Origin of the sequence: Polaribacter sp. SA4-12 (assembly GCF_002163675.1) — a bacterium.
In the GTDB taxonomy this organism is placed as follows: domain Bacteria; phylum Bacteroidota; class Bacteroidia; order Flavobacteriales; family Flavobacteriaceae; genus Polaribacter.
On the sequence record NZ_CP019334.1, the window covers coordinates 237,512 to 262,841 of the forward strand.

The 25,330-nt window shown below is 27.4% G+C and carries 24 protein-coding genes; 11 read left to right on the forward strand and 13 right to left on the reverse strand.

Annotated elements, in window-relative coordinates; all coding sequences use genetic code 11:
- The first annotated feature begins 5 nt into the window (after positions 1-5).
- Genes BTO07_RS01050 through BTO07_RS01085 form a run of 8 tightly spaced genes read left to right on the forward strand, consistent with a single transcriptional unit; the run spans position 6 to position 8,455 of the window.
- Positions 6-548 carry a serine O-acetyltransferase gene (locus BTO07_RS01050; RefSeq protein ID WP_087519458.1) on the forward strand — a complete coding sequence of 181 codons (543 nt, stop codon included), beginning with the start codon at positions 6-8 and terminating at the stop codon, positions 546-548.
- Positions 548-1,666 (forward strand): glycosyltransferase, encoded by a 1,119-nt coding sequence (locus tag BTO07_RS01055; protein WP_087519459.1) that lies wholly within the window; start codon positions 548-550, stop codon positions 1,664-1,666. Before BTO07_RS01050 ends, BTO07_RS01055 begins: the two co-directional genes overlap by 1 nt.
- Positions 1,663-2,733 (forward strand): glycosyltransferase, encoded by a 1,071-nt coding sequence (locus tag BTO07_RS01060; RefSeq protein ID WP_087519460.1) that lies wholly within the window; start codon positions 1,663-1,665, stop codon positions 2,731-2,733. Before BTO07_RS01055 ends, BTO07_RS01060 begins: the two co-directional genes overlap by 4 nt.
- Complete coding sequence (locus BTO07_RS01065) at positions 2,723-4,051, forward strand: O-antigen ligase family protein (RefSeq protein ID WP_157663251.1); 1,329 nt, start codon at positions 2,723-2,725, stop codon at positions 4,049-4,051. The genes BTO07_RS01060 and BTO07_RS01065 overlap by 11 nt, the downstream gene beginning before the upstream one ends.
- Entirely contained in the window at positions 4,041-5,054 is a 1,014-nt protein-coding gene (locus BTO07_RS01070) for a glycosyltransferase family 4 protein (RefSeq protein WP_087519462.1), read from the forward strand. Before BTO07_RS01065 ends, BTO07_RS01070 begins: the two co-directional genes overlap by 11 nt.
- Positions 5,051-6,343 carry a phenylacetate--CoA ligase family protein gene (locus BTO07_RS01075; protein WP_087519463.1) on the forward strand — a complete coding sequence of 431 codons (1,293 nt, stop codon included), beginning with the start codon at positions 5,051-5,053 and terminating at the stop codon, positions 6,341-6,343. Before BTO07_RS01070 ends, BTO07_RS01075 begins: the two co-directional genes overlap by 4 nt.
- Positions 6,336-7,079 carry a glycosyltransferase family 2 protein gene (locus BTO07_RS01080; RefSeq protein ID WP_087519464.1) on the forward strand — a complete coding sequence of 248 codons (744 nt, stop codon included), beginning with the start codon at positions 6,336-6,338 and terminating at the stop codon, positions 7,077-7,079. The genes BTO07_RS01075 and BTO07_RS01080 overlap by 8 nt, the downstream gene beginning before the upstream one ends.
- Positions 7,076-8,455 (forward strand): sugar transferase, encoded by a 1,380-nt coding sequence (locus BTO07_RS01085; RefSeq protein WP_087519465.1) that lies wholly within the window; start codon positions 7,076-7,078, stop codon positions 8,453-8,455. The genes BTO07_RS01080 and BTO07_RS01085 overlap by 4 nt, the downstream gene beginning before the upstream one ends.
- On the opposite strand, the gene BTO07_RS01090 is transcribed toward BTO07_RS01085, so the two are convergent.
- The 3 genes from BTO07_RS01090 to BTO07_RS01100 all read right to left on the reverse strand — a co-directional run bounded on the left by BTO07_RS01090 (position 8,435) and on the right by BTO07_RS01100 (position 11,750).
- Positions 8,435-9,619 (reverse strand): lipoprotein N-acyltransferase Lnb domain-containing protein, encoded by a 1,185-nt coding sequence (locus BTO07_RS01090; protein ID WP_087519466.1) that lies wholly within the window; start codon positions 9,617-9,619, stop codon positions 8,435-8,437. The genes BTO07_RS01085 and BTO07_RS01090 overlap by 21 nt on opposite strands.
- 5 nt (positions 9,620-9,624) lie before the next feature.
- Positions 9,625-10,695 carry a PorV/PorQ family protein gene (locus tag BTO07_RS01095; protein ID WP_198342492.1) on the reverse strand — a complete coding sequence of 357 codons (1,071 nt, stop codon included), beginning with the start codon at positions 10,693-10,695 and terminating at the stop codon, positions 9,625-9,627.
- A gap of 71 nt (positions 10,696-10,766) precedes the next feature.
- A complete protein-coding gene (locus BTO07_RS01100; protein ID WP_087519468.1) occupies positions 10,767-11,750 on the reverse strand; it encodes a YheT family hydrolase in 984 nt (327 codons plus the stop codon).
- A 96-nt stretch (positions 11,751-11,846) separates the two neighbouring features.
- Here BTO07_RS01100 and BTO07_RS01105 point away from each other — a divergent pair, with 96 nt between their 5' ends.
- Complete coding sequence (locus BTO07_RS01105) at positions 11,847-12,617, forward strand: CDP-alcohol phosphatidyltransferase family protein (RefSeq protein ID WP_087519469.1); 771 nt, start codon at positions 11,847-11,849, stop codon at positions 12,615-12,617.
- Positions 12,618-12,668: 51 nt separating this feature from the next.
- Here BTO07_RS01105 and lptB read toward each other — a convergent pair whose 3' ends face one another.
- The 4 genes from lptB to BTO07_RS01125 form a co-directional block, all read right to left on the reverse strand.
- Positions 12,669-13,409, reverse strand: coding sequence for an LPS export ABC transporter ATP-binding protein (gene lptB / locus BTO07_RS01110; protein WP_087519470.1), 741 nt, complete (start codon positions 13,407-13,409; stop codon positions 12,669-12,671).
- Between the two features lie 145 nt (positions 13,410-13,554).
- Entirely contained in the window at positions 13,555-13,896 is a 342-nt protein-coding gene (locus BTO07_RS01115; protein WP_087519471.1) for a carboxymuconolactone decarboxylase family protein, read from the reverse strand.
- Complete coding sequence (tatC, locus tag BTO07_RS01120; RefSeq protein ID WP_087519472.1) at positions 13,880-14,701, reverse strand: twin-arginine translocase subunit TatC; 822 nt, start codon at positions 14,699-14,701, stop codon at positions 13,880-13,882. Before tatC ends, BTO07_RS01115 begins: the two co-directional genes overlap by 17 nt.
- A complete protein-coding gene (locus BTO07_RS01125; protein WP_087519473.1) occupies positions 14,701-15,669 on the reverse strand; it encodes a KpsF/GutQ family sugar-phosphate isomerase in 969 nt (322 codons plus the stop codon). The genes tatC and BTO07_RS01125 overlap by 1 nt, the downstream gene beginning before the upstream one ends.
- Before the next feature lie 139 nt (positions 15,670-15,808).
- On the opposite strand from BTO07_RS01125, the gene BTO07_RS01130 reads away from it, so the two are divergent.
- A complete protein-coding gene (locus tag BTO07_RS01130) occupies positions 15,809-17,992 on the forward strand; it encodes an ATP-dependent DNA helicase RecQ (protein ID WP_087519474.1) in 2,184 nt (727 codons plus the stop codon).
- A 67-nt stretch (positions 17,993-18,059) separates the two neighbouring features.
- Here BTO07_RS01130 and BTO07_RS01135 read toward each other — a convergent pair whose 3' ends face one another.
- The 5 genes from BTO07_RS01135 to BTO07_RS01155 form a co-directional block, all read right to left on the reverse strand.
- Complete coding sequence (locus BTO07_RS01135) at positions 18,060-18,701, reverse strand: response regulator (protein ID WP_198342493.1); 642 nt, start codon at positions 18,699-18,701, stop codon at positions 18,060-18,062.
- A 60-nt stretch (positions 18,702-18,761) separates the two neighbouring features.
- A complete protein-coding gene (locus BTO07_RS01140) occupies positions 18,762-20,402 on the reverse strand; it encodes a sensor histidine kinase (protein ID WP_198342494.1) in 1,641 nt (546 codons plus the stop codon).
- A 52-nt stretch (positions 20,403-20,454) separates the two neighbouring features.
- A complete protein-coding gene (locus tag BTO07_RS01145) occupies positions 20,455-20,934 on the reverse strand; it encodes a hypothetical protein (RefSeq protein ID WP_087519476.1) in 480 nt (159 codons plus the stop codon).
- A 103-nt stretch (positions 20,935-21,037) separates the two neighbouring features.
- Positions 21,038-21,715, reverse strand: coding sequence for a ZIP family metal transporter (locus BTO07_RS01150; RefSeq protein WP_087519477.1), 678 nt, complete (start codon positions 21,713-21,715; stop codon positions 21,038-21,040).
- Positions 21,712-22,437 (reverse strand): class I SAM-dependent DNA methyltransferase, encoded by a 726-nt coding sequence (locus BTO07_RS01155; protein ID WP_087519478.1) that lies wholly within the window; start codon positions 22,435-22,437, stop codon positions 21,712-21,714. The genes BTO07_RS01150 and BTO07_RS01155 overlap by 4 nt, the downstream gene beginning before the upstream one ends.
- Positions 22,438-22,629: 192 nt before the next feature.
- Between BTO07_RS01155 and BTO07_RS01160 the strand changes: the two genes are divergently transcribed.
- Positions 22,630-23,835, forward strand: coding sequence for a THUMP domain-containing class I SAM-dependent RNA methyltransferase (locus BTO07_RS01160; RefSeq protein WP_087519479.1), 1,206 nt, complete (start codon positions 22,630-22,632; stop codon positions 23,833-23,835).
- A 410-nt stretch (positions 23,836-24,245) separates the two neighbouring features.
- On the opposite strand, the gene BTO07_RS01165 is transcribed toward BTO07_RS01160, so the two are convergent.
- Positions 24,246-25,217: a hypothetical protein gene (locus tag BTO07_RS01165; RefSeq protein WP_157663252.1), complete on the reverse strand. Its 972-nt coding sequence runs from the start codon at positions 25,215-25,217 to the stop codon at positions 24,246-24,248.
- Positions 25,218-25,330: the final 113 nt, after the last annotated feature.

Here is a 25,330-nt window from a genome sequence, read left to right on the forward strand (position 1 = left end):
ATAATTTGTTTAAAACTGATATTTTAAAATATAAAAAGTATAGTGGTAAATCTTCTTTAGTTTTATTACTAACTACTCAAGGTCTTTGGGCTCTTTTTGTTTATAGATCTTCAAATTATATATATAAAAGTAAATTGCCAAGTATTATAAAAAAACCACTTTTATTAGTATCTATTATTTTTCAAAAATGGATTGAAATTGTTTCTGGAATTTCAATACCATATTCTTGTTCTATTGGACATTCATTTTATATTGGCCATTTTGGAGGAATAATAATAAACTCAAACGCTATAATTGGTAACAATTGTAATATTTCACAAGGTGTTACAATCGGTGTGAGTGGAAGAGGAAATAAAAGAGGGGTTCCTGTTCTTGATGATAATATCTATATTGGTGCAAATTCGGTTTTAGCAGGAAATATTAAAATTGGAAGTAATTGTGTTATAGCTGCAAATTCTTTAATTATAGATAATATAGAGAAAAATTCTACAGTTATTGGTGTCCCCGCGAAAATTATTAATAATTTAGGATCTAAAGGATATATTTAATGAGGTTTTTAATTATTTCAGATGCTCCAATTTTAAAAAAAGAGAATAAGTTGTTTTCTTATGCACCATATGTAAATGAGATAAAACTATGGATGAAATATTTTGATGATGTTGTGATTGTATCACCTACTAAATATAAAAAAGAACTATTAATTGAATCATTTAATAGAGATATAAAAGTTTCTTCAATACCTTCAATATCCTTGATTTCTTTTTTTGATACTATTAAGAGTATTTTAGTATTGCCTTTTATAATTTTCAAGCTTTTTATTAATATGTTTAAAGCAGATCATATTCATCTAAGAAATCCTGGTAGCATAGGTTTATTAGGCTGTTTTGTCCAAATTTTTTTTCCTTTTACACCTAAAACTTCAAAATATGCAGGGAATTGGGATCCTAAAAGCAAACAACCAATAAGTTATCGAATTCAAAAATGGATTTTATCCAATACCATTTTAACTAGAAATTGTAAAGTTTTGGTTTATGGAAAATGGGAAAATCAAACTAAAAATATTATTCCTTTTTTTACCGCATCCTATAAAAAAGAGGAGATTATAGAAGTACCAAAAAAGTGTTTTTCTAGTGTAATTAAATTTATATTTGTAGGAACTTTTTCTGAAGGAAAACAACCTTTGTTGAGTGTAAAAACAATTCAGAGTTTACTTTCTAAAAACATAGACGTTCAATTAGATATGTATGGTGAAGGAGACAAATTTAATGAAGTTAAGAGGTATATTAGTGAGCACAGATTAGAGAATAATATATTTTTGCATGGAAATAAACCCAAAGAAATTGTAAAAAAAGCATTTATAGAAGCTCATTTTCTTATTTTTATTTCTAAATCAGAAGGTTGGCCAAAGGTTGTCGCTGAGGCGATGTTTTGGAAATGTTTACCAATTTCGACAGATGTTTCTTGTGTAGCATATATGTTAGATTATGGTAAGAGAGGCACAATTGTAGCACCAAATGTTTTGATAGAAGATTTGGTTGAAATTGTTTTAAATTATATGAATAATGAAGTTGTGTATCAACAGCAATCTTTAGAGGCTCAAAAATGGTCTCAAAATTTTACGTTAGATAAATTTGAGTTTGAAATAGGAAAACTAATGAAGCTTTGAAAGAATTAAAAGTCTTACAAATTACCGACTCGTTAAATGTTGGAGGAACAGAGGTATTAGCTGTTAATATGGCTAATGTCTTTTTAGATTACAATATCTCATCTCATTTTTGTACTACAAGACAAGAAGGTTTTTTAAAGGATAAGTTAAAAAAAGAAGTACGTTATATTCATTTAAAGAGAAAGTCTACTTTAGATTTTAAAGCCTTAATTAAACTTAAAAAATATATAAAAAAGAATCAAATTCATATTGTTCACGCACATTCTACTTCTTTATTTTTTGCTTGTGTGTTAAAAATGATGTATCCAAACTTCAAACTATTTTGGCATAATCATACAGGAGTAAATGTTAACTTAAGTGGTTTGAAATTCTATATAATTAAATTTCTTACGAAGTTTACAAGTGGAATCGTGAACGTAAACGAAGAATTAGCAGTGTGGTCAAAAAATAGATTAGGGAACAAGAATGTTATTCAAGTAAATAATTTTCCATTATTTACAGATACGGATCGTTTTACGAATTTATATGGAGTAATTAATAAAAGAATTGTTTGTTTAGCAGCTTTAAGACCAGAAAAAGATCATTTAAACTTATTAGAAGCATTTAATATTGTGCAAAATAAGTTTCCAGATTGGACTTTACATTTAATAGGTAAAGATTATAATAATGAATACTCAAATAAAATAAAAAGATATATTAGCAATCACAAGTTAAAAGAAAATGTTTTTATGTATGATATGTGTTCAGATATCAAAAATATTTTAGAACAAGCATCTATTGGAGTTTTGTCTTCAGAAAATGAAGGATTACCAATTTCTTTATTAGAGTATGGTTTAGCAAATTTACCCGTTTTAACAACTGATGTTGGGGAATGTAAAAAGGTAATCAATCACCATAAAGCAATTGTTGTTCCTAAAAGAAGTGATATTTTTGCAAAAGCTTTATTAGAAATTATTGAGGGGAATTTATTAAGGAAAGAGATTTCAGATTCACTAAATAAGAATGTTATCTCTTTTTTCTCTAAAGAAAATTTTATTTCAAAAATTAAAAAATTTTATGATAAATAAAATATTAGGTAATAAGTTTTTATTTATTTGTGTTCACATAGTTTTGGGCTTTCTAGTTACTTTCTTACCCATTGCTAAAATTTATACTTTACTTATTTTTGTTATTGGTGCCTTTATTATTTATACAACTAGAAATAGAAAAGAAGAAGCTTTGTTTTTAATAAGTTATTTAGTGGGGGCTGAGGTTTTTATAAGAATGTCAGGAGGTACCTTATTGTATGAAACAGGTAAATATGGAATGATTTTATTTATTCTTCTAGGGCTGTTTTTAGGTCCAGTAAAACAAAAACAAACAGTATCATTTATATTATATATATTACTTTTATTAATAGGTATTATATTTACTGACACTCCATCAGGTGAATCAATTAGAAATGCTATATCATTTAATTTAAGTGGGCCTATAACTTTAGGCTTATTTGCTCTTTATTGTTATAAAAGGACAATAACATTAACAGAATTTAAAGAGTTGCTTTTTCTCTGTTTATTGCCTATATTTTCTATGGTTAGTTATGTTTATTTTAGAACACCAGATTTAGAAGAAATGGTTTTTGGTACTTTATCAAATTTTGACACATCTGGAGGTTTTGGCCCCAATCAGGTGGCTACTATGATTGGTTTCGGAGCATTTATTTTAGGTGTTTTTTTATTTATCAGAATTAATTTATCTGTATATATTTTTTTAGATGGTTTCTTTTTAACATATTTCATATACAGAGGTTTATTAACATTTTCAAGAGGAGGTATGATTACAGCAGTGGTTGCGTTTTTGTTTTTTGCCTTTTTTATGTTTTTATTTCAGAAGGTAACTCTTGTTAAAGTTTCTAAATATGTTTTCGTTTCACTAATTTTATTTTTAGGAATTTGGTTGTATACATCAAATATTACCGGAGGAATGATTGCTAATAGATATGCAGGAGAAAATACTATGGGTGTTAAGAAAAAAGATGTAACTGCAGGAAGAGGGAAGATTATTAATATGCAGTTAGAAAGTTTTTATGAATCTCCAATTTTTGGTATTGGAGTTGGTAATGGTAAGTATAAAAGAATTGAAACTGGAGAGCATGTAACTGCTGCTTCTCATAATGAGGTTAGTAGATTAATTGAAGAGCATGGTTCATTAGGCATAATTGCACTGTTGATACTTTTAATAGCACCTTTACAGAATATGTATTTTAGTAATAATTACCAAAGAGCATTTTTAATTTCTTTTTATATTTTTTGGTTTTTAACGATTAACCATTCTGCAATGAGAATCGCATTTCCTGCTTTTGTTTATGGATTAAGTTTGATTAGAATTGTACCAGATGAATCGTAAAAAAATATTATATATAGGTAACAATTTAACAGGGAAAACAAAGTATAATTCTACCATAAAAGTATTATCTACGTTGTTAAAAGAAGAAGGTTTTTCTGTAATAGTTTCATCAGATAAAATAAGTAAACTATTAAGGTTATTAGATATGTGTATTTCTCTCGTAAAAAATAGAAATAAAGTAGATTATGTTCTAATTGATACTTTTAGTACCATAAATTTCTATTATGCATTTATCATATCTCAATTAGCAAGAGTTTTTAAATTAAAGTACATTCCTATTTTACATGGAGGTAATTTACCTGAAAGATTAGAACGAAATACGTTTTTAAGTGATTTGATTTTTAAGAACTCATATAAAAATGTAGCTCCTTCAAATTACCTAAAATCCTCTTTTGAGAAAAAAGGATATGATACCATGTTTATTCCTAATATTTTAGAGATAGAAAACTATAATTTTAAGAATAGAAAACAACTTGAGCCTAAATTATTTTGGGTTAGAGCTTTTAAAGAAATTTACAATCCTACGTTAGCAATCAAAGTTTTAGATTTACTTAAAAAAGAATATCCTAAAGCAAAACTATGTATGGTTGGACCTTTTGTTGATGATAGTTATGATGATTGCTTAAAGTTGATTTCTGAATTAAAATTAGAAAGTTCTGTAGAATTTACAGATGTTCTTCTAAAAGAAGATTGGCATAAAAAATCTGAAGATTATGACATCTTTATTAATACAACAAATTTTGACAATACACCTGTTAGTGTAATGGAAGCGATGGCTTTGGGGTTACCAATTGTTAGTACAAATGTTGGTGGAATGCCTTTTTTAATAGATGATACAACTGATGGATTATTAGTCACTAAATCTAATACAGAAGAAATGACGAGTGCAATTGTTTCTTTACTAAATAATAATCACCCTAACTTAGCAATAAATGCTAGAAAGAAAGTGGGAAATTTTAGTTGGAATAATAACAAAGGAAAGTGGTTTAAAATTCTAAAATGATGATCAGAAAAATTATCTACACTTTAGGACAACAATTGAGAAATCCCTCTTTTAAAATTAAATACCATTTTTTAAAGGAATCTGAAAAATGGTCTTTAGATGAGTTAGAGCAATATCAGCTAAAAAAGTTTAAAGAAATTTTACAAGTAGCTTACAATAATTCTGAGTTTTATAAAAGGAAGTTCGATGAACTAAATGTAGATATTCAAAAAGTAAGTTCATTAGATGATATTAAACTATTTCCTATAATAACAAAAAAGGATTTAATAAAATTTGCACCTCAAATACATACGAATCTGACTTTTAAAAAGAAGTTTTTAGCAACAACCTCAGGTACATCAGGAGAGTCTTTAAAGTTTTTTAGAGAGGAAGAAGTAGATTCGTTTAATAGAGCAGCAATACAAAGAGGATATTCTTGGTACGACATAAATCCTTGGGATAGAAATGGATATTTTTGGGGCTTTAGCTTTTCTTTTATCAGTAAACAAAAAAATAAGATTTTAGATTTTCTACAAAATAGATTTAGAATTTTTAGCTATAACGAAAAGTCACTAAAAAGTTTTATTAGAAAAGCTCAAAAAGCGAACTATATTCATGGGTATTCATCAATGATATACCAAACAGCAATTTTAATTAATAAATTAAAATTACCGAAACCGTTACAGATTAAAATGATTAAAGGTACTTCAGAGAAAATTTTTGAAAGTTATCAATCTCCAATTAAAGAAGCTTTTGGGGTTAAAATTATTAGTGAATATGGGGCAACTGAATCTGGTATTATAGCTTTTGAATGTGAACAAGGAAGTATGCATTTAAATATGGAGGGGGTTTTGGTTGAAGAAATAGATAATGAAATATTAGTAACAAATTTACAATTACATTCTTTTCCAATAATTCGTTATAAATTAGGTGATTATATCTCTTTAGCTCCAAGAGAGAAGAAATGTTCATGTGGCAAAAATCATTTAATTTTAGATGAAGTTACAGGTAGAATAGGAGAGAATATTTATGGGGTTGAGAATACATATCCGAGTCTGTATTTTTATTACATATTTAAGAATTTATCAAAAAAAGAGAAAATAGTTTTAAACTATCAAGTTGTTCAAAATCAAAAAGGGAAATTGATTTTTTTGTTAGATATTAAAGTAAATGTAGATGTTGAAAGAAAATTAGTTGCTGAGATTGAAAAATATTTTAAAAAAGATATTATTTTTGAGATAAAACAACAAGCAGAGTTCATCTACACTAAAGGAAAACTGAAAAATTTTATTTCTGAAATAAATGAATAACCTAGTTTCTATTATTACACCAAATTATAATTCTGAGAAATTTATTTCAGAAACAATTAATAGTGTTTTAAATCAGACCTATAAAAATTGGGAAATGATTATTGTAGATGATGTTTCTACGGATAAAAGTATAGATATTATTACTTTTTTTTGTAAACAAGATTCTAGAATTCAATTGCATCAATTATCGGATAATTCTGGAGCTGCTATCGCAAGAAATAAAGCAATATCTTTAGCAAAGGGTACTTTTATAGCTTTCTTAGATAGTGATGATTTATGGTTGCCTAAAAAATTAGAATTCCAGTTAGATTTTATGCTGAAAAATAATTACTCTTTGAGTTATACATCTTATGAAATTATAAATGAAGAAGGGAATAGTACTAACAAAACTATAAAGTGTAAAGATAAATTAGATTATAACAGAATGTTGTATTCTAATGAAATAGGATGTTTAACAGCAATGTATAATAAAGATGTTTTGGGTAAAATATTTATGCCTAAAATTAGAAAAAGACAAGATTATGGTTTGTGGTTAAAAGTTTTAAAATCAGAAAAGTATGCTTTTGGTTTAGCTACAGTTTTGGCTCAGTATAGAGATCGAAGTCAATCGATATCAAATAATAAAGTAGAAATGCTTAAATGGAATTGGAATTTGTATAAAAATGTTGAAAATTTATCTTATTTTCGAGCTACATATTATACACTATGTAATGTAATAAATAAACTGCTTAAATGATTTCGAAATCTTATTATAATATATCTGAAAGGAAAATTCTATTAAGAATTGTAGATATTGCAATAATTATTTTAAGTCTTTTTTTATCATCAATTTATCTAAATTTTAATTATTTCTTTTTTTCAAATGACTATATTTTAAATTGGTCATTATTACTTATTTTTTATTATTTGATATTTGGTGAAATCTTTTTGCTGTACAATTTAAATATTTCAAATAATAGATATACAGTCGTTAGAAGTGTAATATTAACAGCTTTTTTTACTACAATATTTTATATTTTCACACCTTATATTTCACCCGTTTTACCATCTAATAGATTGCAAATAGTATATTTCTTTCTAATACTATCTTTACCCGTTATTATTTGGCGGTTTTTATATATGTGGTTGATTTTTTCACCAAAATATTTCAAAAACATTGTTTTTATTGGGGAGTCAGATAGAATAAAAAGTATACTTAAAAAAATTCAAAAAGACAATATTCATAATTTACATGCTTATTTATCTGATAAGGAAGTAACTGGTATTCATAATTTTCAGGATATTTCTACTGCTAAGATTTCTTCTTTAATTGATAAGAATAGTGTTACTGAAGTGATTGTTTCTCTAAAAGGATTATTACCAGAAGTTGTTGAAAAATTGAACAAAGAGCTTGTTTTATTATTTGAACAAGGAGTAAATATAGTTAGTTATGAAACGTTTTATGAAGAAGTAACATTAAGAGTTCCTAAAGAATATTTAAAAAATAATTTTTACAAACATTTAAATTTCAGTAAGAATAATAGCAACCGTTTTTATCTTTTTGGTTTAAGATTTGTAGATATTATTCTTTCAATTTTTGGTCTTATTGTACTTTTCTTTTTAATACCTATCTTATTTTTAGGTAATCTTATGGGTAATAGAGGATCTCTATTTTATTCGCAAGATAGAGTTGGTCAAAATGGAAGGAAATTCAATATTTTTAAGCTAAGATCTATGGTTGAAAATGCTGAATCTAATGGAGCAGTTTGGGCAGTAAAAAATGATAAAAGAATTACTGCTTTTGGCAAATTTTTAAGAAATACGAGGTTGGATGAATTTCCTCAGTTTTACAATATATTGAAAGGCGATATGAGTATTATTGGACCAAGACCAGAAAGACCTGAATTTGTGAAAGACTTAGAAAATAAAATTCCTTTTTACGCAATTAGGAATGTTGTTAGACCAGGTTTAACAGGTTGGGCACAAGTTAACTATCCTTATGCAAATACAATTGAAGAGCAAGAGACTAAATTGCGTTATGACTTGTATTATATAAAAGAAAGAAGTGCTTTTATGGACTTTAAAATATTGATAAAAACGGTTACTACTGTTTTATTTTATAAAGGTCAATAATCTTTTTGATAAAAAGTAATACCTAATAATAAGTAATATTAATAGTGGAGTTACTACTATTGGAAAAACCTGAATTTTGAGTATCCAAAGTACAGGAATGAGAAGCAATAAAACGATCAATACAAACAAATATTTCTGTAACCATCTTTTTTGTTGTTTCGTGTTTAATAATAGAAAAGCGATAATTAAATTCGGAGCAAAAGCCCACAACAAATTAAAATTATTTGGTGCTGTTGAATGTGTTGAGAAAAACCATAGGAAAAATAATACACAACCAATGAATCCTGTTGTAAAGAACAAAACAAAATCTAACCATTTTGTTCTTCTATTCTTTATATAATCTTTATAAGTAATATATATACCCAAAAGAGCAATAATACTAAATATTAAAAACGGGTTAAAAAGAGCAGTTTTAGGTTGTTTTTCTTTAACTCTGACAAGAATATCCTCTCTTTTTACTAATTCTTTTGGTTGATTCTTTATATATACTGTTGCATTTTTAAAAGAGCTATACACATAATCTGGTAAATACATGTATTCTTCATAAGTCGATTTTTGGTCTAATTTTGTACCTGCAATTAAATTTAAACCAAATGTTCCCCAAGCATTCCAAGGAATTTCATGGTTGGTTAATTCCCTGAAAGTTAGTTCTTTTTCTAAATAGGTGTCGTTAAAAACAAGTTTACTTCCTAAAATAGATTTTGTGATATCTCTTAGTTTTGTAGCACAATTATCAAAATAAGGATCATAGAGATAGTTTCTGTTTTCAGGTGAAGCATTTGTTTCTAAAAATATAAAATAGGCTTGTTTCTCTTGTTGTGATAAGTTTAAAACTTGTTGTTTAACCCATCGTTTGTCTCTTCTGTAGCTTGCTAAAAAGTATTTAAAATCATAGCGCGCTAAACTATAGATCATATTTCCTTTTGCAAAATTTAATAAGAAGTTAGGTTGATTAAAATCAAACATTCCATAGTTATAAATTAAATCTAAATTTAAAACTGGGTCTTTAATTCTTATTGCAGAATGTCCAAAAGCTTCATATAACTCTCCTCCTGGTCCTGCAGTTACAATACTTACTTCAGCGTATGCAGAAAGTTGTACTTGAGCTTTTAAAGGTGAATAAATAGAAAGAATAAATAATATAAGGAAGTACTTTTTTTTCATAAAAACTAATGTCTAAAAAAACTATAATCTACTGTAATTGAAAAAATATTAGAATATAAAGCGTTACCAACACTACCAATATTGGTTAAAGCATAATCAACTTTAATTCCGTTGTATTTAAAACCAAGACCAAAATTAGGTTGTAAAGAAAGTGATTTTGTGTTGTCAAACTCTGTTATGTATTGAAAATTACCAACTCCAGCTCTTAAATAAACCAATTCATCAAAATCTAATTGAAATCCCATTGCTGGATCTATACTTAAAGCATCCGAAGAAAAAATATCGTTGGTTTTAGTAAAACGCATATTTGCATTCACTTCTGTAAGTAAATTAAAACGACGTCCTACTCTCCATATTTTTGCAACACCTAATTGCAGTTTGGGCTTTGTAATTTCAGTCGTTTCTGGTAATTCTTGATTTTGTCCTGGAATTGCATCTTTAATTTTATTGAATTCATCTTCATTAATAGCCCAACTATTAAATGTAGTTGTAATATCTCTTGCCATTAATCCAAATTTCCAAGAATTACGTTCAAATTGAATTCCTGCATCAAAACCAAATCCCCAAGAAGAAGCAAAATCACCAATAATTCTTCTCACAATTTTTGCATTTACCCCAAACTTTACATCTTTAAAAAGCAGGTTTCTAGCATAGGCAATGTTAAAAGCATAATCTGCAGAAGAAAAAAGACTTATTCTGTTAAAATCAATATTTCCATTACTATCAATTAATTCGGTAGTATTTAGAATGTCATCAACCCCAAAACGAATAATAGAAACTCCAAAAGCACTTTGACTATCTATTGGCATTGCAAACGCTGCATGATTATAATTTGCAATTCCTGCAAAATAAGATGCATGCATTAATGAACCTTGATAATCTTCTATACCAACTAAACCAGCTGGATTCCAGTAAATTGAATTTACATCATTTGTTGTAGCAACAATACTTTTACTCATTCCTAACCCTGCAGCATCAACACCAATAGTTAAAAATTCATTAGAATAACTTCTAAATGCTTGTGCAGATAAAAAAAGTGGAGTAAGTAGTAAAAAAAATAATATTTTGTGTTTCAAAAGGCGAAAAATTATCAATAACAAATATCTAAAAACATACTAAAATAACAGTAGTTTTTTAAAGATATTGTTTACAATAGGTTAATCTGAATATTTTCTCGGATAAATCTTTCAATTCGATGCTCTAACCAAGTGTTTTCTGTTGGCTTAAAGGAGTTCATAAAACCAACATGACCACCATAATTTGGTCCTTCAAAATAGAAATAATCAGAATCATGAGCTTCTTCAAAAGGATAACATTCTTTAGATAAAAATGTATCGTCTTTAGCATTTATTAGTAAAGTTGGCTTAGTAATTTTAGATAAATAAGGTTTAGAACTTGCTTTTACCCAATAATCTTCAGGACTATCAAAACCAAAAACAGGCACAGTATATAAATGTTCTAAATGTTTAAACTTTGTTGCTTTAAATAATTGGTCTTTGTCTAAATTGTATGCTGGAAACTTATGTGCTTTTTCTAAAATTTTGTTTTTCATTGTTTTAAAAAACATTTCTATATATAATTTGTTTTTTAATCGATCCATTTCTATTTCAGCAGAAGCAATGTCAATAGGAACAGAAACAGCAATTCCTCCTTTTATTTTAGGTGAAATATTTTCTGCTTGTTCACCAATATATTTTAAGGTTAAATTACCACCTAAACTAAAACCAGTTATAATTAAATTATCGTATTCATAATTTTGTAAAAGATGTTTTACTACAAAATCTACATCTTCTGTTTTTCCACTATGATAAGTTCCTAGTAGTAAATTATCATCACCAGAACAACCTCTTAGATTAAAACAAACAGTGTCTAAACCTCTTGAATTTAGGTGTTTAGAAGTAGATGCTATATATTTAGATTCTGAACTTCCTTCTAAACCATGAATCAATAATACTAAGGTTTTAGAGCCGACTAAAGAAAAATCTAAATCTATAAAATCGTTATCCCAAGTAGTCACTCTTTTTCGTAAATAACTACAAATATCTTTCATGAAAAGGGGTCTGTACATCGTATTAAAATGACCATTTTTAAAAGGTAAAGTAGGCGAGAAGTCTGAAGTAAATACTGGCATAGAATTTCTTTTCTTACAAATATGATAAAAAATTAAAGAATAATGAAAACCACCATCATTTGATTTCTTACTTTAGCTATTTAATCAAACAATAAAATGAAGATCAAAAAACACATTCCGAATTTAATAACTCTTGGTAATCTTTTTTGTGGAACAATTGCAACTATTTTTGCAGTAGAAGGTGATTTTGTTTCTGCAGGTTTATTTGTTGTTTTAGGAATTCTATTCGATTTTTTTGATGGTTTTGCTGCTCGTTTATTTAATGTTTCTGGAGAATTAGGAAAACAATTAGATTCTTTAGCAGATATGGTAACAAGTGGAGTTGTACCTGGAATTATAATGTATAATTTGTTATATATATCGAGTTTTGAAAATATTGATGGTCAATATATAAAACAAGGACTTTTATTTCCAATATCACATAATGATTATTCTTTGTCTTGGATTAAATACATCGGTTTATTTTTAACCTTAGGAGCTTGTTATAGGCTCGCAAAATTTAATATTGATACAAGACAATCAGATTCGTTTATAGGCTTGCCAACGCCAGCAATGAGTTTATTTGTTATTTCGTTGCCTTTAATTCAACAATATTCTAATATTGAATTTGCACAAAATTTAATGACAAACAATTATTTCTTAATTGCAATAACAATTCTGTTAACGTATTTAATGAATGCTGAAATCCCTTTATTTTCTTTAAAGTTTAAAGAGTATTCAATAAAGAATAATTTAATGAAGTATTTGTTTTTAATAGTATCTTTACTGATGATAATTTTATTACAGTATATTTCAATTCCACTTATAATAATACTTTACGTAGTTTTATCGGTGGTTAGTAATTCTAAGAAAAAAATTGAAGCTTAAAAAAATTGGATGTTATTATTGAAAACGAAAAGTTATAGGAAATAATAATTTCTATTTAAAAAATTTCTTCTTTTTCAATTCGAAATCTTTACCTAAATATACTTTACGAACCATTTCATCTGCAGCTAATTCTTCTGGAGTTCCGCTTTTAAGAATACTTCCTTGATACATTAAGTAGGTTTTATCTGTAATAGCTAAAGTTGCTTGTACATCATGATCTGTAATTAGAATTCCGATGTTTCTGTCTTTTAAATGTGCTACAATACTTTGTATATCTTCAACAGCAATAGGATCTACACCTGCAAAAGGTTCATCTAATAAAATAAAATTAGGATCAGAAGCTAAGCAACGTGCAATTTCTGTTCTACGTCTTTCTCCACCAGATAATAAATCACCTCTATTTTTACGAACATGACCAATATTAAACTCTTCAATTAAAGATTCAAGTTTAATTTTCTGTTCTTTTTTTGATAAATCTGTAAATTGTAAAACAGACATAATATTATCTTCCACAGATAATTTTCTAAAAACAGAAGCTTCTTGTGCTAAATAACCAATCCCTTTTTGTGCACGTTTGTACATTGGGTCTTCAGTTATTTCTTCATCATTTAAGAAGATTTTACCAGAATTTGGTTTAATCATCCCAACAATCATATAGAAAGAAGTTGTTTTTCCTGCTCCATTCGGACCTAAAAGTCCAATAATTTCACCTTGTTTAACTTCCAAAGAAATACCAGTTACAACCTTTCTACTTCCGTAAATTTTTTCAATATTTTCTGCTCTTAAAATCATTTATTAAGTGTAATTGTTAAAATGGGTAATTGTTTAATTGTAATCATCTAAATAAAGTAAAAGTAAAAATTTAAAATATGTTACATCTTAATTTGTTCACAAACTTGCTCCCAATTACACGATTAAACAATTACACGATTAAACTTTATTCATCAATAGCTTCCCAATATTCAACAGCTCTTCTTAAATGAGGAATCATAATAGTTCCTCCAATTAAAGTAGCAATAGACATTGTTTCCATCATTTCTTCTTTGGTAACACCTAGTTTATGTGCAGATTCTAAATGATATTGTACACAATCATCACATCGTAAAACTGCTGATGCTACTAGTCCTAGAAGCTCTTTTGTCTTTACTGGTAAATGACCTTCTTTAAAAGCATTGGTGTCTAAATTGAAGATTCTTTTAATTACTTTATTGTCTGAATCTAAAATTTTATCGTTCATTTTTTGACGATAATCATTAAATTCTTTAACCTTTTCGTGCATCTTTCTGTTGTTTTTTTATGACTCTTCTTGAAACTTTAATACTTATTTCATATAAAATAAGAATTGGTATTGCTACTATAACTTGACTTGCAATATCTGGTGGTGTAATAATTGCTGCTAAAATTAACACAACAACTAACGCATGTTTTCTGTATTTCTTTAAAAAATCTGGGGTTACTAAACCTATTTTTGTTAAAAAGTAGATTAAAACCGGTAATTCAAATAAAATAGAAACTCCTAATAACATGTTTGTTACTAAACCTATGTGTGATTCTAATGTAAAACTATTTTGAATAGCGTCTGTAATTTGATAATTATACAAAAAGTGTATAGAAATAGGTGCAATTACATAAAAACTAAATAAAACTCCGATAAAAAATAAAAGTGAGGCTATAAAGATAAAACCTCTAGATCTTTTTATTTCGTGTTTTGTTAAACCTGGTGAAACAAATCTCCAAATTTCCCATAAAAGATAAGGAAATGATAAAATAACTCCCAATATTAATGAAGACCAAATAGAGTTCATTAATTGTGATGTAACTTTTATACTTTGTAGCTTACTATCTTCAAAACTAACATTACAGAAAGCACTATCTAAACCAAATAAATTAAAAAAATCACAAAACACTTTGTAGGTGATAAAATCTGGTTTTATATGTGCTAATAAAAAATGATCGTATACTTGTTCTGCAAATACAAAGAAAACAATTGCCAAAATAAATATTGCAGACGCACCTCTGACTAAATGCCATCTTAATTCTTCTAAATGACCTAAAAAGGACATTTCTTTTTGTTTTTCTGCCATTAGAAAATTCCTTCTTTAATTAAGTCATGTAAATGTACAACACCCACATAATTGTTGTTATTATCAACCACTAACATTTGTGTTATACTGTTGTTTTCCATTGTGTTTAAGGCATCAATTGCCATAGCATCATCAGAAATTGTTTTAGGGTTTTTACCCATAATATCTATTGCTGTAAAATCGGCTATTTCAGTTGTTTTAGAAAGCATTCTTCTAATATCACCATCCGTAATAATTCCAACTAATCTATCAGCATTCATTACTGCAGTAACTCCTAATCTTTTTTCAGAAATTTCAACAATAACCTTCGCAATACTATCTGTTTCATGTACTTTCGGAACTTCATTATTTTCAACTAAATCAGAAACTCTTAAGTATAAACGTTTACCTAAAGCTCCTCCGGGATGATATTTTGCAAAATCTTTACTCGTGAATCCTCTTAAATCTAATAAACAAACAGCCAAAGCATCACCAATAACTAATTGTGCGGTTGTACTTGTTGTTGGCGCTAAATTATTAGGACAAGCTTCTTTTTCTACAAAAGCATTTAATGTAAAATCTGCATGTTCCCCTAAATAAGAATCAACATTTCCTGTAATTGCAACTATTTTATTTCCATAATTTTTAATTAGTGGAACTAACACTTTTATTTCTGGCGTATTTCCACTTTTAGAAATACAAATAACTACATCATCTTTTTGAACATTACCCAAATCTCCATGTATAGCATCTGCTGCATGCATGAAAATTGCCGGAGTACCTGTAGAATTAAAGGTTGCTACAATCTTAGTAGCAATGTTTGCACTCTTACCAATACCGGTAACAATTACCCTTCCGTTAGAATTTAAAATAAATTTAACGGCTTCTTCAAAGTCAGCATCAATTAATTTAGCTAAATTAGCAATAGCGTTACTTTCTATTAATATAGTTTCTTGGGCGGTTTTTATAATTGAGTTTGTCTTTTTCAATAGTTTGGTATTTTATCAGAATAAAAAAAAGTTATATCTTTAGATTAAGAAACGAGCAAATTTACTATAAATAATAGTTAGAGCAAATATTATAGTATGTTTGTGAGTTGTTTTTAAAGTTAAACGAATATTTAGATAAATGGATTTATACAGTCCTCTTAAAAAATTCTTTGGATTTAATAAATTTAAAGGATTACAAGAGCAAGTAATTAAAAGTATTGTTGCCAATAATAACACTTTTGTTATAATGCCAACAGGTGGAGGGAAATCACTCTGTTATCAATTACCAGCCTTAATGGCAGAAGGAACAGCTATTGTTGTTTCTCCTTTAATTGCTTTGATGAAAAATCAAGTAGATGCAATTAGAGGAATCTCTGAACATAATGGTGTGGCGCATGTTTTAAACTCTTCCTTAAATAAGACAGAGGTAGCGCAAGTTAAAGAAGATATTGCTAGTGGAATTACAAAACTTTTGTATGTAGCACCAGAATCTTTAATAAAAGAAGAATATGTTGCTTTCTTAAAAACGCAGAAAATTTCATTTGTTGCTATTGATGAAGCACATTGTATTTCTGAATGGGGTCATGATTTTAGACCAGAATATAGAAATTTAAAGCATATTATTAAAGCTATAGATAACGTACCAATAATATGTTTAACTGCTACTGCAACAGAAAAAGTGCAGGAAGATATTTTAAAAACGTTAGGAATTACGGATGCAAATAGGTTTAAAGCTTCTTTTAATAGGGCAAATCTTTTTTATGAAGTAAGACCGAAAACGATTGATGTACAAAAAGATATAATTCGTTTTGTAAAGCAAAGAATGGGCAAATCTGGAATTATTTACTGCTTAAGCCGTAAAAAAGTAGACGAAGTTGCTCAGGTTTTACAAGTAAACGGAATTAAGGCGGTTCCTTATCACGCAGGTTTGGATGCAAAAACTCGTGTAAAACATCAAGATATGTTTTTGATGGAAGATTGCGATGTTGTTGTTGCTACCATTGCTTTTGGTATGGGAATTGACAAACCAGATGTTCGTTTTGTAATTCATCATGATATTCCTAAAAGTTTAGAAAGTTATTATCAAGAAACAGGTAGAGCTGGTCGAGATGATGGTGAAGGATATTGTTTGGCTTTTTATGCATATAAAGACATTGAAAAGTTAGAGAAATTTATGGCTAGTAAGCCAGTTGCTGAACAAGAAATTGGACATGCATTATTACAAGAAGTTGTTGGTTATGCAGAAACTTCGATGAATAGAAGAAAATATTTGTTGCATTATTTTGGTGAAGAGTTTGATGCTGAAAATGGAGATGGAGCAGATATGGATGACAATTCTAGAAATCCTAAGAAAAAACATGAAGCTAAAGAGGATGTAAAACTCTTATTAAATGTTATAAAAAATACTTTACAGAAATACAAATCGAAAGAAGTTGTAAATACCATTATTGGAAAAGAAAACGCATTGTTAACTTCTCATAAAACACATTTACAACCATTTTTTGGGAGTGGTAAAGATAAATCGGCACTTTATTGGATGGCCTTAATCAGACAGATTTTAGTCGTTAATTTAATAAAGAAAGAGATAGAACAATATGGTGTTGTTAAGTTAACAGAAAAAGGACAGGAGTTTATAAATAAACCTTATTCTTTTATGATGACAGAAGATCATTCTTACAATGAAGAAAATGATAGTTCTATAATAACAAATTCTAAATCTTCTGGTGGAGTTGCTGATGAAAAGTTAGTAAAAATATTGAAAGATTTACGTAAAAGTGTTGCAATAAAACAAGGTGTTCCTCCATTTGCTGTTTTTCAAGATCCATCTTTAGATGATATGGCTTTAAAATATCCAATAACTTTACCAGAACTATCTACAGTTCATGGAGTAGGAGAAGGAAAAGCAAGAAAATTTGGAAAGGATTTTATAAAATTAATTTCTACTTATGTAGAAGAAAATGATATTCTAAGACCTGATGATTTAATTGTAAAAAGTACAGGTACTAATTCTGGATTAAAGTTATTTATCATTCAAAATACTGATAAAAAATTACCTTTAGAAGATATTGCTAAGTCCAAAGGACTTAAAATGAGTGAGCTGATAAAGGAAATGGAAATGATTATATTTTCAGGAACAAAGTTAAATATTGACTATTGTTTAGATGATCTATTAGATGAAGATCAGCAGGAAGAAATCCATGATTATTTTATGGATGCAGAATCTGATAAAATTCAAGATGCTTTAGACGAATTTGATGGTGATTATGATGAAGAAGAATTACGTTTAATGCGTATTAAATTTATTAATGAAGTCGCAAATTAAAACAAAACATAATTAGTTTAAATAAAAAAAGAGGTTGAATTTAATTCAACCTCTTTTTTTTTATATATTAAAATTTATATTTCTTATCAATAGCGTATTTAACCAATTCATTACCAGAAGATAAATCAAGCTTACGAATCATGTTTTTTCTATGCGTATCTACTGTCGTTTTTGCAATAAATAAACTCTCTGCTATTTCTTTTGATGTTTTTCCATTAGAAATTAAATTTAAAATTTCTTTTTCCCTGTTAGATAAAATTACTTTATCTGATTTGCCAATAGTTACATTATCATCTATATAACTATTCATAAAATTGAACGCCACATTTGGGTCAAAGAAAGTTTCTCCATTTGCAACAGTAACAATTGCTTTCGATAACATTTTAATTCCTGAATTTTTTAATATATAACCAGTTGCACCAGCATCTAACATTTGTTTAATTGCATCTGGTTGATCAAACATTGTCATTGCTAAAACATGAATATGAGGAAGTTTTTTCTTTATAATTCTGGTAGCTTGAATTCCATCCATTTTTGGCATTCTGATATCTGTAATAACTAATTTGGGCTGTTTTAAGGAAACTAATTTCACTAATTCTTCTCCGTCATTTACAGAGCCAATAATATTTATTTCATCATCATATTCAAAGAAAGATTTTACTCCATCGATTAACATTTGATGATCTTCTGCCATTATAATTGTAATCATAGTTTCTTTTTTATAAAAATAGCACTTTTATGAAATTGAAATATCCCTATAAGTAAGTAATTAAGAAATTGGAATATCAATAATTATTGAGCTTCCTTTTCCTTTGGTAGAATCTACATTAAAAGTACCTCCTAAATGGCTAACTCGTGTTTTTATAGAACTGATTCCCATTCCGTTTTTAAGATTAACCTTCTTTATATCAAATCCTAACCCATCATCTTCTATTATAATGTTTAGATTTTTATCATATAAAGAAATGTTGATGGTTGCGTTTTTAGCATTTGCATGTTTTATAATATTGGTAATCAACTCTTGTGTAATTCGAAAAACACTAATTTCTAAACTATTTTCTAGTCTTTTATCTAAACCAAAGTCGATAACTTCAATTTGAATTTTATCTGCCGAAGATATTTTTTCAGCCATCATTTGTATGGCGACTAATAAACCTTGATTTGCTAAAACGCCAGCATTTTTAGCATGTGCAATACTTCTAACCTTTAAGTAAGCTTCATCTATTAACCCTTCTGTTTTATCAAACAACATTTCTTGATTTATCTTTTTCTTCTCACGATTCATTTTAAGATTCTCAAAATGTAGTTTAAGAGTAGCTAAAACAGAACCTAAATTATCATGTAAATCTTCTGCAATACGCTTGCGTTCTTTTTCTTGACCATCTACCATTGCATTAATAGTAGTCAGTTCTTGTTCTTTTAAAAGTGTAAGGTTTTTTTGAGTTTCTAGTTCTTTATCTTGTTCTGCTAGTTTTCTTTTTCGTTTAGAGTTTTTTAGTGATAAAACAGCAATAGTTCCAGCTAATAAAATGAATAGGAGAGAGCCAATTAAAAGATTTCTATTCTTTAGTCTTTTAGCTTCTGTTTCAAGTATTTTTTTATCTTTTTCTGCAGTTTGATATTTTACATCTAAATCTGAAATAGCAATATTTTGAGCAGTATTATTTAAACTGTCTCTATATATATTGTATTTTTCATAAGCTTCATATGCTTTTTTATAATATCCAATTTCTTGGTAACAATTTGCAAATTTGCCATATAATATTTTGTTATATTTTAATTTATAAGCTGTAGGTTCAATTTTTGCTGCATTATTCAACTGTATAATTGCTTCTTCAAATTTATTTTGTTTTTGGAAAAAAACAGCATAATTGATGTAAGTTGCAAATAGTTGATTTTTGTCTTCTTTGGTATATAAACTTAATGTTTTTTTAAAGTAGTAACTAGCTGAGTCTGTTTTTGTTTTTGTAAAAAGGTAAGCTAAATTAGCATAAACAGTAACCCTATACTTTCTTAACTTTATATTTTCAGTAAGTCTTAGAGAGTTTTTATAGTATTTTATTGATAATTCAATGGTATCTGAATCCCAGAAATAACTAGCATAACTATTACTTGCTACTAATAACTTTAAAGAATCATTCTTTTTTAAGGCATATTCGTAATAATCATCTAGGTAAGGTTTAGAATTGTCTTCTAAATTATTTTGAGAAGCTATTAACTCAAAAAGTTCAAGGTTGCATTCTGCTACACTATCAATTTCATTTAAATAAACGTAAATATTTTTAGCTTTAATGTAATTTTTATAGGCACCAAAATGTTTATTATTATTACTAAATTCGATTGCTTTTTTAAAGTAAAAATAAGCTGAATCCTTTTGTGAATTTTGTGCATAAGATAAACTACAAATCATAAAAAAAATGATTTGTAGTTTATTAAGCTTCAAAAATAAAACTTTTAACATTTTATGGCCCTTGGATTATAATTCCTCCACCATTTCCTTCTTTGGGACGAGCAATACCTTCATTTACTTTTTGAGAAAAACAAGTGAGTTTTGGAAAATCATCATCATCATCATTATAAACAAAAATTGTTAATTTTTCTAAATTAACAAAATCTAACTTTCCTGAAACTTCATCAATATCGTCTAACTTTATATTAAATGAAACCATTCTATTTTTTCCTTTTATTCTTTCATTTTTATCATCTATGCTAATATGAATTACTAAAATTTTTCCAATTAATAAATCATAAAAATAGTTTCCTTTTATAGTTGTACTGTCAGTTTTATTAACTGGAAAATTGACATGAATGAGTTTATTTGAATTATCGATATAGCTATCATGAATTAAAATATCTAGATTACTATCATAATGCATTTTCTCTTTTTTCTTTAATTTTCTATCTTTTGGTTTATAAGTTTTAAAGTTGCTGTTTTTTTCCATGGTTAGTTTTTAGTTGGTTAATATATTCCAAATATCTAATATTTGGTAAGTACACATATACCTACAAGTAGGTATAATCATGTCCTTAAATATAAGTAAAAAACTATAAAGTAAAAATAGTAAGTAATACTCCTAAAAGAATTGCAATAAACTTTTGTAAGTTAAATTTATGGTTTTCAGTGCTTTCAAAAAGTATAATTGTAGAAATATGTAAGAAAACCCCAACAATTAAAGCTGTAATTTCAGTTGCATAGGTTGTGAAAAAAGGGATTTTATCTCCCAATAACATTCCTAAAGGACTCATTAAAGCAAAAGCAACCAAAAAAATATAAGTTATTTTTTTCGAGTATTTAGTCTGAATTAGAAAAGTAGTTAAAACAACCGCAATTGGTATTTTGTGCACCACAATTGCCCATAATAAATTATCACCAGCATTATGAATTGGTAATCCTTCAGAAAAAGCATGTATACATAGACTTACAAATAAAAGCGTTGGAAACTCTTTTCCATCCGTATGAATATGAATATGTCCATGTTCTGCTCCTTTAGAAAAAGATTCTAAAACAGACTGAATAATAATTCCGACTAAAATAAAAATTCCGACTTTTTTATATTCGGTGGTTTCAGTATATACTTCTGGTAATAAATGTAAAATAGTAACAGATAATAGATAAGCACCACTAAAAGCTAATAATAAACGGACTATTTTATTGTTTGGTTTTATAATAAAAACCAAGATAGAACCAAAAAGAACAGATGCTATTAAAAGAATATAACTCATTTTGCAATAATAATTAATCGATCAGAAGTTTTAGCTTCGTATGTATTTAAATCATAATTTCCAAAAACATTTGTAATGGTAAAACCAACATCTTCAAAGAAAGCTGTCATTTTATCAAGATTTAAATATTTTACTTGTTCTGTATAAGAATGATTTTCTCCATCAGCAAAAAATGAAATATGTTTAAAGATAAAGCCATCTTTAATTTCTCTTTTAATGTTGAATGTAATGTTATCTACCGTTTTAGTTTCTGTAGCAACTAAATTTAATTTTACTTTTTCAGCATTTAAAAAATCAAACACAAAAAAACCATCTTTATTTAAACCTTGTTTAATGTTGTTTAAAATTAAAATGTCTTCTTTATCATCTTCAAAATAACCAAAGCTAGTAAACAGATTAAAAATAGCATCATACTTATTATTAAAATGCGCACGCATATCGTGTACTTTAAAATTTAAAGTCTCGTTCTCAAATTCTTTAGCCAATTTAATACTATTAGCAGCCAAATCTCCACCTGTAACTTTATATCCTAAAGAATTTAAAAATACAGAATGACGCCCTTTTCCACAAGGTAAATCTAAAATATGAGTCGTTTTTGGCAAATTTAAAAAAGAAGTAATATTCTTCATAAACAATTGCGCTTCACCATCATTTCTCTCTTTATAAAGCGTATGATAATAAGAAGTGTTAAACCAATCTGTAAACCAATCTTTTGTTTTCATCTTTATAAAATTGCTGTAACCTTATTTTTAATTTTATAATTAATTTGATAACTAATTACATTTCCTTTGCAGTTGTACATCTTTCAGATTTCAGTCTGTAAAAGTAACTAAATCTTACGTTTCAAAAAATGAAAAATTTAATTACTATTTATCCTATTAATAAAATGTATTTTTGCAGTCAATTTTATGAGTATGAACAAAGATTTTAAAATGACGGCAACTACACTTTTCGGTTTAGAAGGTGTTTTGGCAAATGAGTTAAAAGAACTAGGCGCACAAGATGTTAAAGAAGGCATCAGAATGGTTTCTTTTAGAGGTGATACAGGTTTTATGTACAAAGCAAATATTGCTTTAAGAACTGCTGTGAGAATTTTAAAACCGATAAAAGTTTGTAAGATTTACGATGAAGAAGATTTGTATGAAGCGATTCAGAAAATTAAATGGGAAAACTATTTAGATACTGAAGGTACTTTTGCAATAGGAGCAGTGGTAAATTCTAAGAATTTTACATCTAACTCACATTATATTTCTTTAAAGTCGAAAGATGCAATTGCAGATTATTTTCGTCATAAATATAGTAAAAGACCTAACGTAGATTTAGATTATCCAGATTTAAAGGTACACATTCACATTCATAAAGAATGGTTGACTGTTTCTTTAGATTCTTCAGGAGATTCTTTACATAAAAGAGGGTACAGAACAGCGACTAATATTGCGCCAATAAACGAAGTTTTGGCTGCTGGTATGGTTTTGTTATCTGGTTATAGAGGTGAAGAAAACTTTATTGACCCGATGTGTGGTTCTGGTACAATTTTAATTGAAGCTGCAATGATTGCGAATAACATTCCTGCAAATATCAATAGAAAATTGTTTGCTTTCGAAAACTGGAAAGATTATGATGAAGATTTATACTTTACAATTCAAGAATCATTATTAAAGAAAATTCGTTCTTCTCATTTTAAAATTATGGGATTCGATAAAGCACCATCTGCTGTACAAAAAGCACAAGCAAACGTCGAAAACGCAAATTTAGATGAATTTATAGGTGTACACCATGTCAACTTTTTTAACTCTAAAAAAGAAGTTTTTGGTAACACTACCATTTTATTTAATCCACCTTATGGTGAACGTTTAAATATTGATACAGAAGAATTTTACAAGAAAATTGGTGATACATTAAAGCACAATTACCCAGGTTCTTCAGCTTGGTTAATAACATCAGATACAGACGCTTTAAAATGTGTAGGATTAAGAACTTCTAAAAGAATCGCTCTTAAAAACGGGGATTTAAACTGTAAGTTTGTAAAATACGAATTGTACGAAGGAACACGTAAATTTAAAGAACACAAAGAAGAAGATACTTCAGAAGCCGATTTAGAAGCAAATGCTGAAGATTAATTTTTTCTGTCATTGCGAGGCACGAAGCAATCTCTATCTAATAATTCTAAATTATTTTTAAGAAGCTATTTCCTGCTTTTCGTTATATCTTTTTTTAAGAAAAATAAAAAAAGGATGCCACTTCAAATGCAAAGCATTCAACGATTCAATATAAAATATTAAAGCAGAGTTAATCAGGGCTAAACTAGTTTATGAGCTTCTTTGAGAATTAAACTATTCTTTGCTTAAATATATAAAAACACCTTAATTAAACTGAATTTTATTCAGTTTAATTAAGGTGTTTTTATATGATTTCGTTAAGTGTTTTTAGTGGAAAATAGTTTGGGATCACAAGCCTTTAAGGTCTTTTTGTATTCTTTCTAGAGGAAAAAAAATAAGCAATGTAATTATACATAACTTATTTTTGTATTTTAATTCAACTTTTCAATTTGTTCATCAATTTCTTTATGTAATTGTTCTAATTCTTGTTCATAAATTGTAGTGTTTAAAGTTATCGCTGTTTTAAATAATTCAAAAGTTTTTAATCTTAATTCTGCATATTTTAGCAATATCTTATTTTGTTTTAATAATTCGGAAGGTAAGTTTTCAATATTATTTGTTTTTTTAATGATAGCAATATTATCTTTCCATTTAGGAATTACACTATTGTCTAATTCTTGAAGAAGTGAGTTAATTGTTTTAGTATTTATATTTTCATAAAAAACTAAAGATTCAGTTTCATTTTTCGTGAATTTTGCTAATTCAGTATCATATTTTTGATATTCTTCACCGTCAGGTAAAATATAGATATAACCGAAAAGTCCAATTAATATAATACTTCCAGATATAAGACCAATTCCTGCTGCTTTCCATCCAGAATAAAATTCGTTTCCATTTTCTTTATGTTGATCTAATATTGTTCCGTGAATTTTTGTAACAATAAATAAGATAATACCAGTGTAGATTGCAGGCAATATTTGATTTGGAACTTTATCCATAATTGACTCTGGAATCATGAAAATAGTTGCAAACAAAACAACAGTTGATACAATTCCAATTAATAGAGAATTCTTTGCTTCATCTGGTTTATTTAGACTGAGATAGTTTTCTCTAATTAAATATCCAGCAGCTAATGGACCTCCAATAAAAGTAGCAATTCCTATTGCTTTTTGAGAATAAAATTTTAAATTTTTAGTTTCGTTCTTTAAAACTGATTGCTTCTTTAAAGGTTGTTTTATTGTTTCTAATTTGTTTACTTCTGAATTCTCAGAGTATTTATCTTTTAATATAATTTCTGCAGCATCAATAGCATTAGAAGTATATTTCTCTCTGTTATTCAAAATTTCTAGTAATTCATTTTTGGTTTTTACTTTAAACTTTTCAAGGAATAATTTTTTTTTCATTTTAGCCAACATTAACACATATATAAAGTCCTTTTGTAATATACATCAGTAAGTTATCTAAGTTAGTTTTTTTGATTTAAAAAGGCTACTGTAAGAACACCTATTCCCTTACT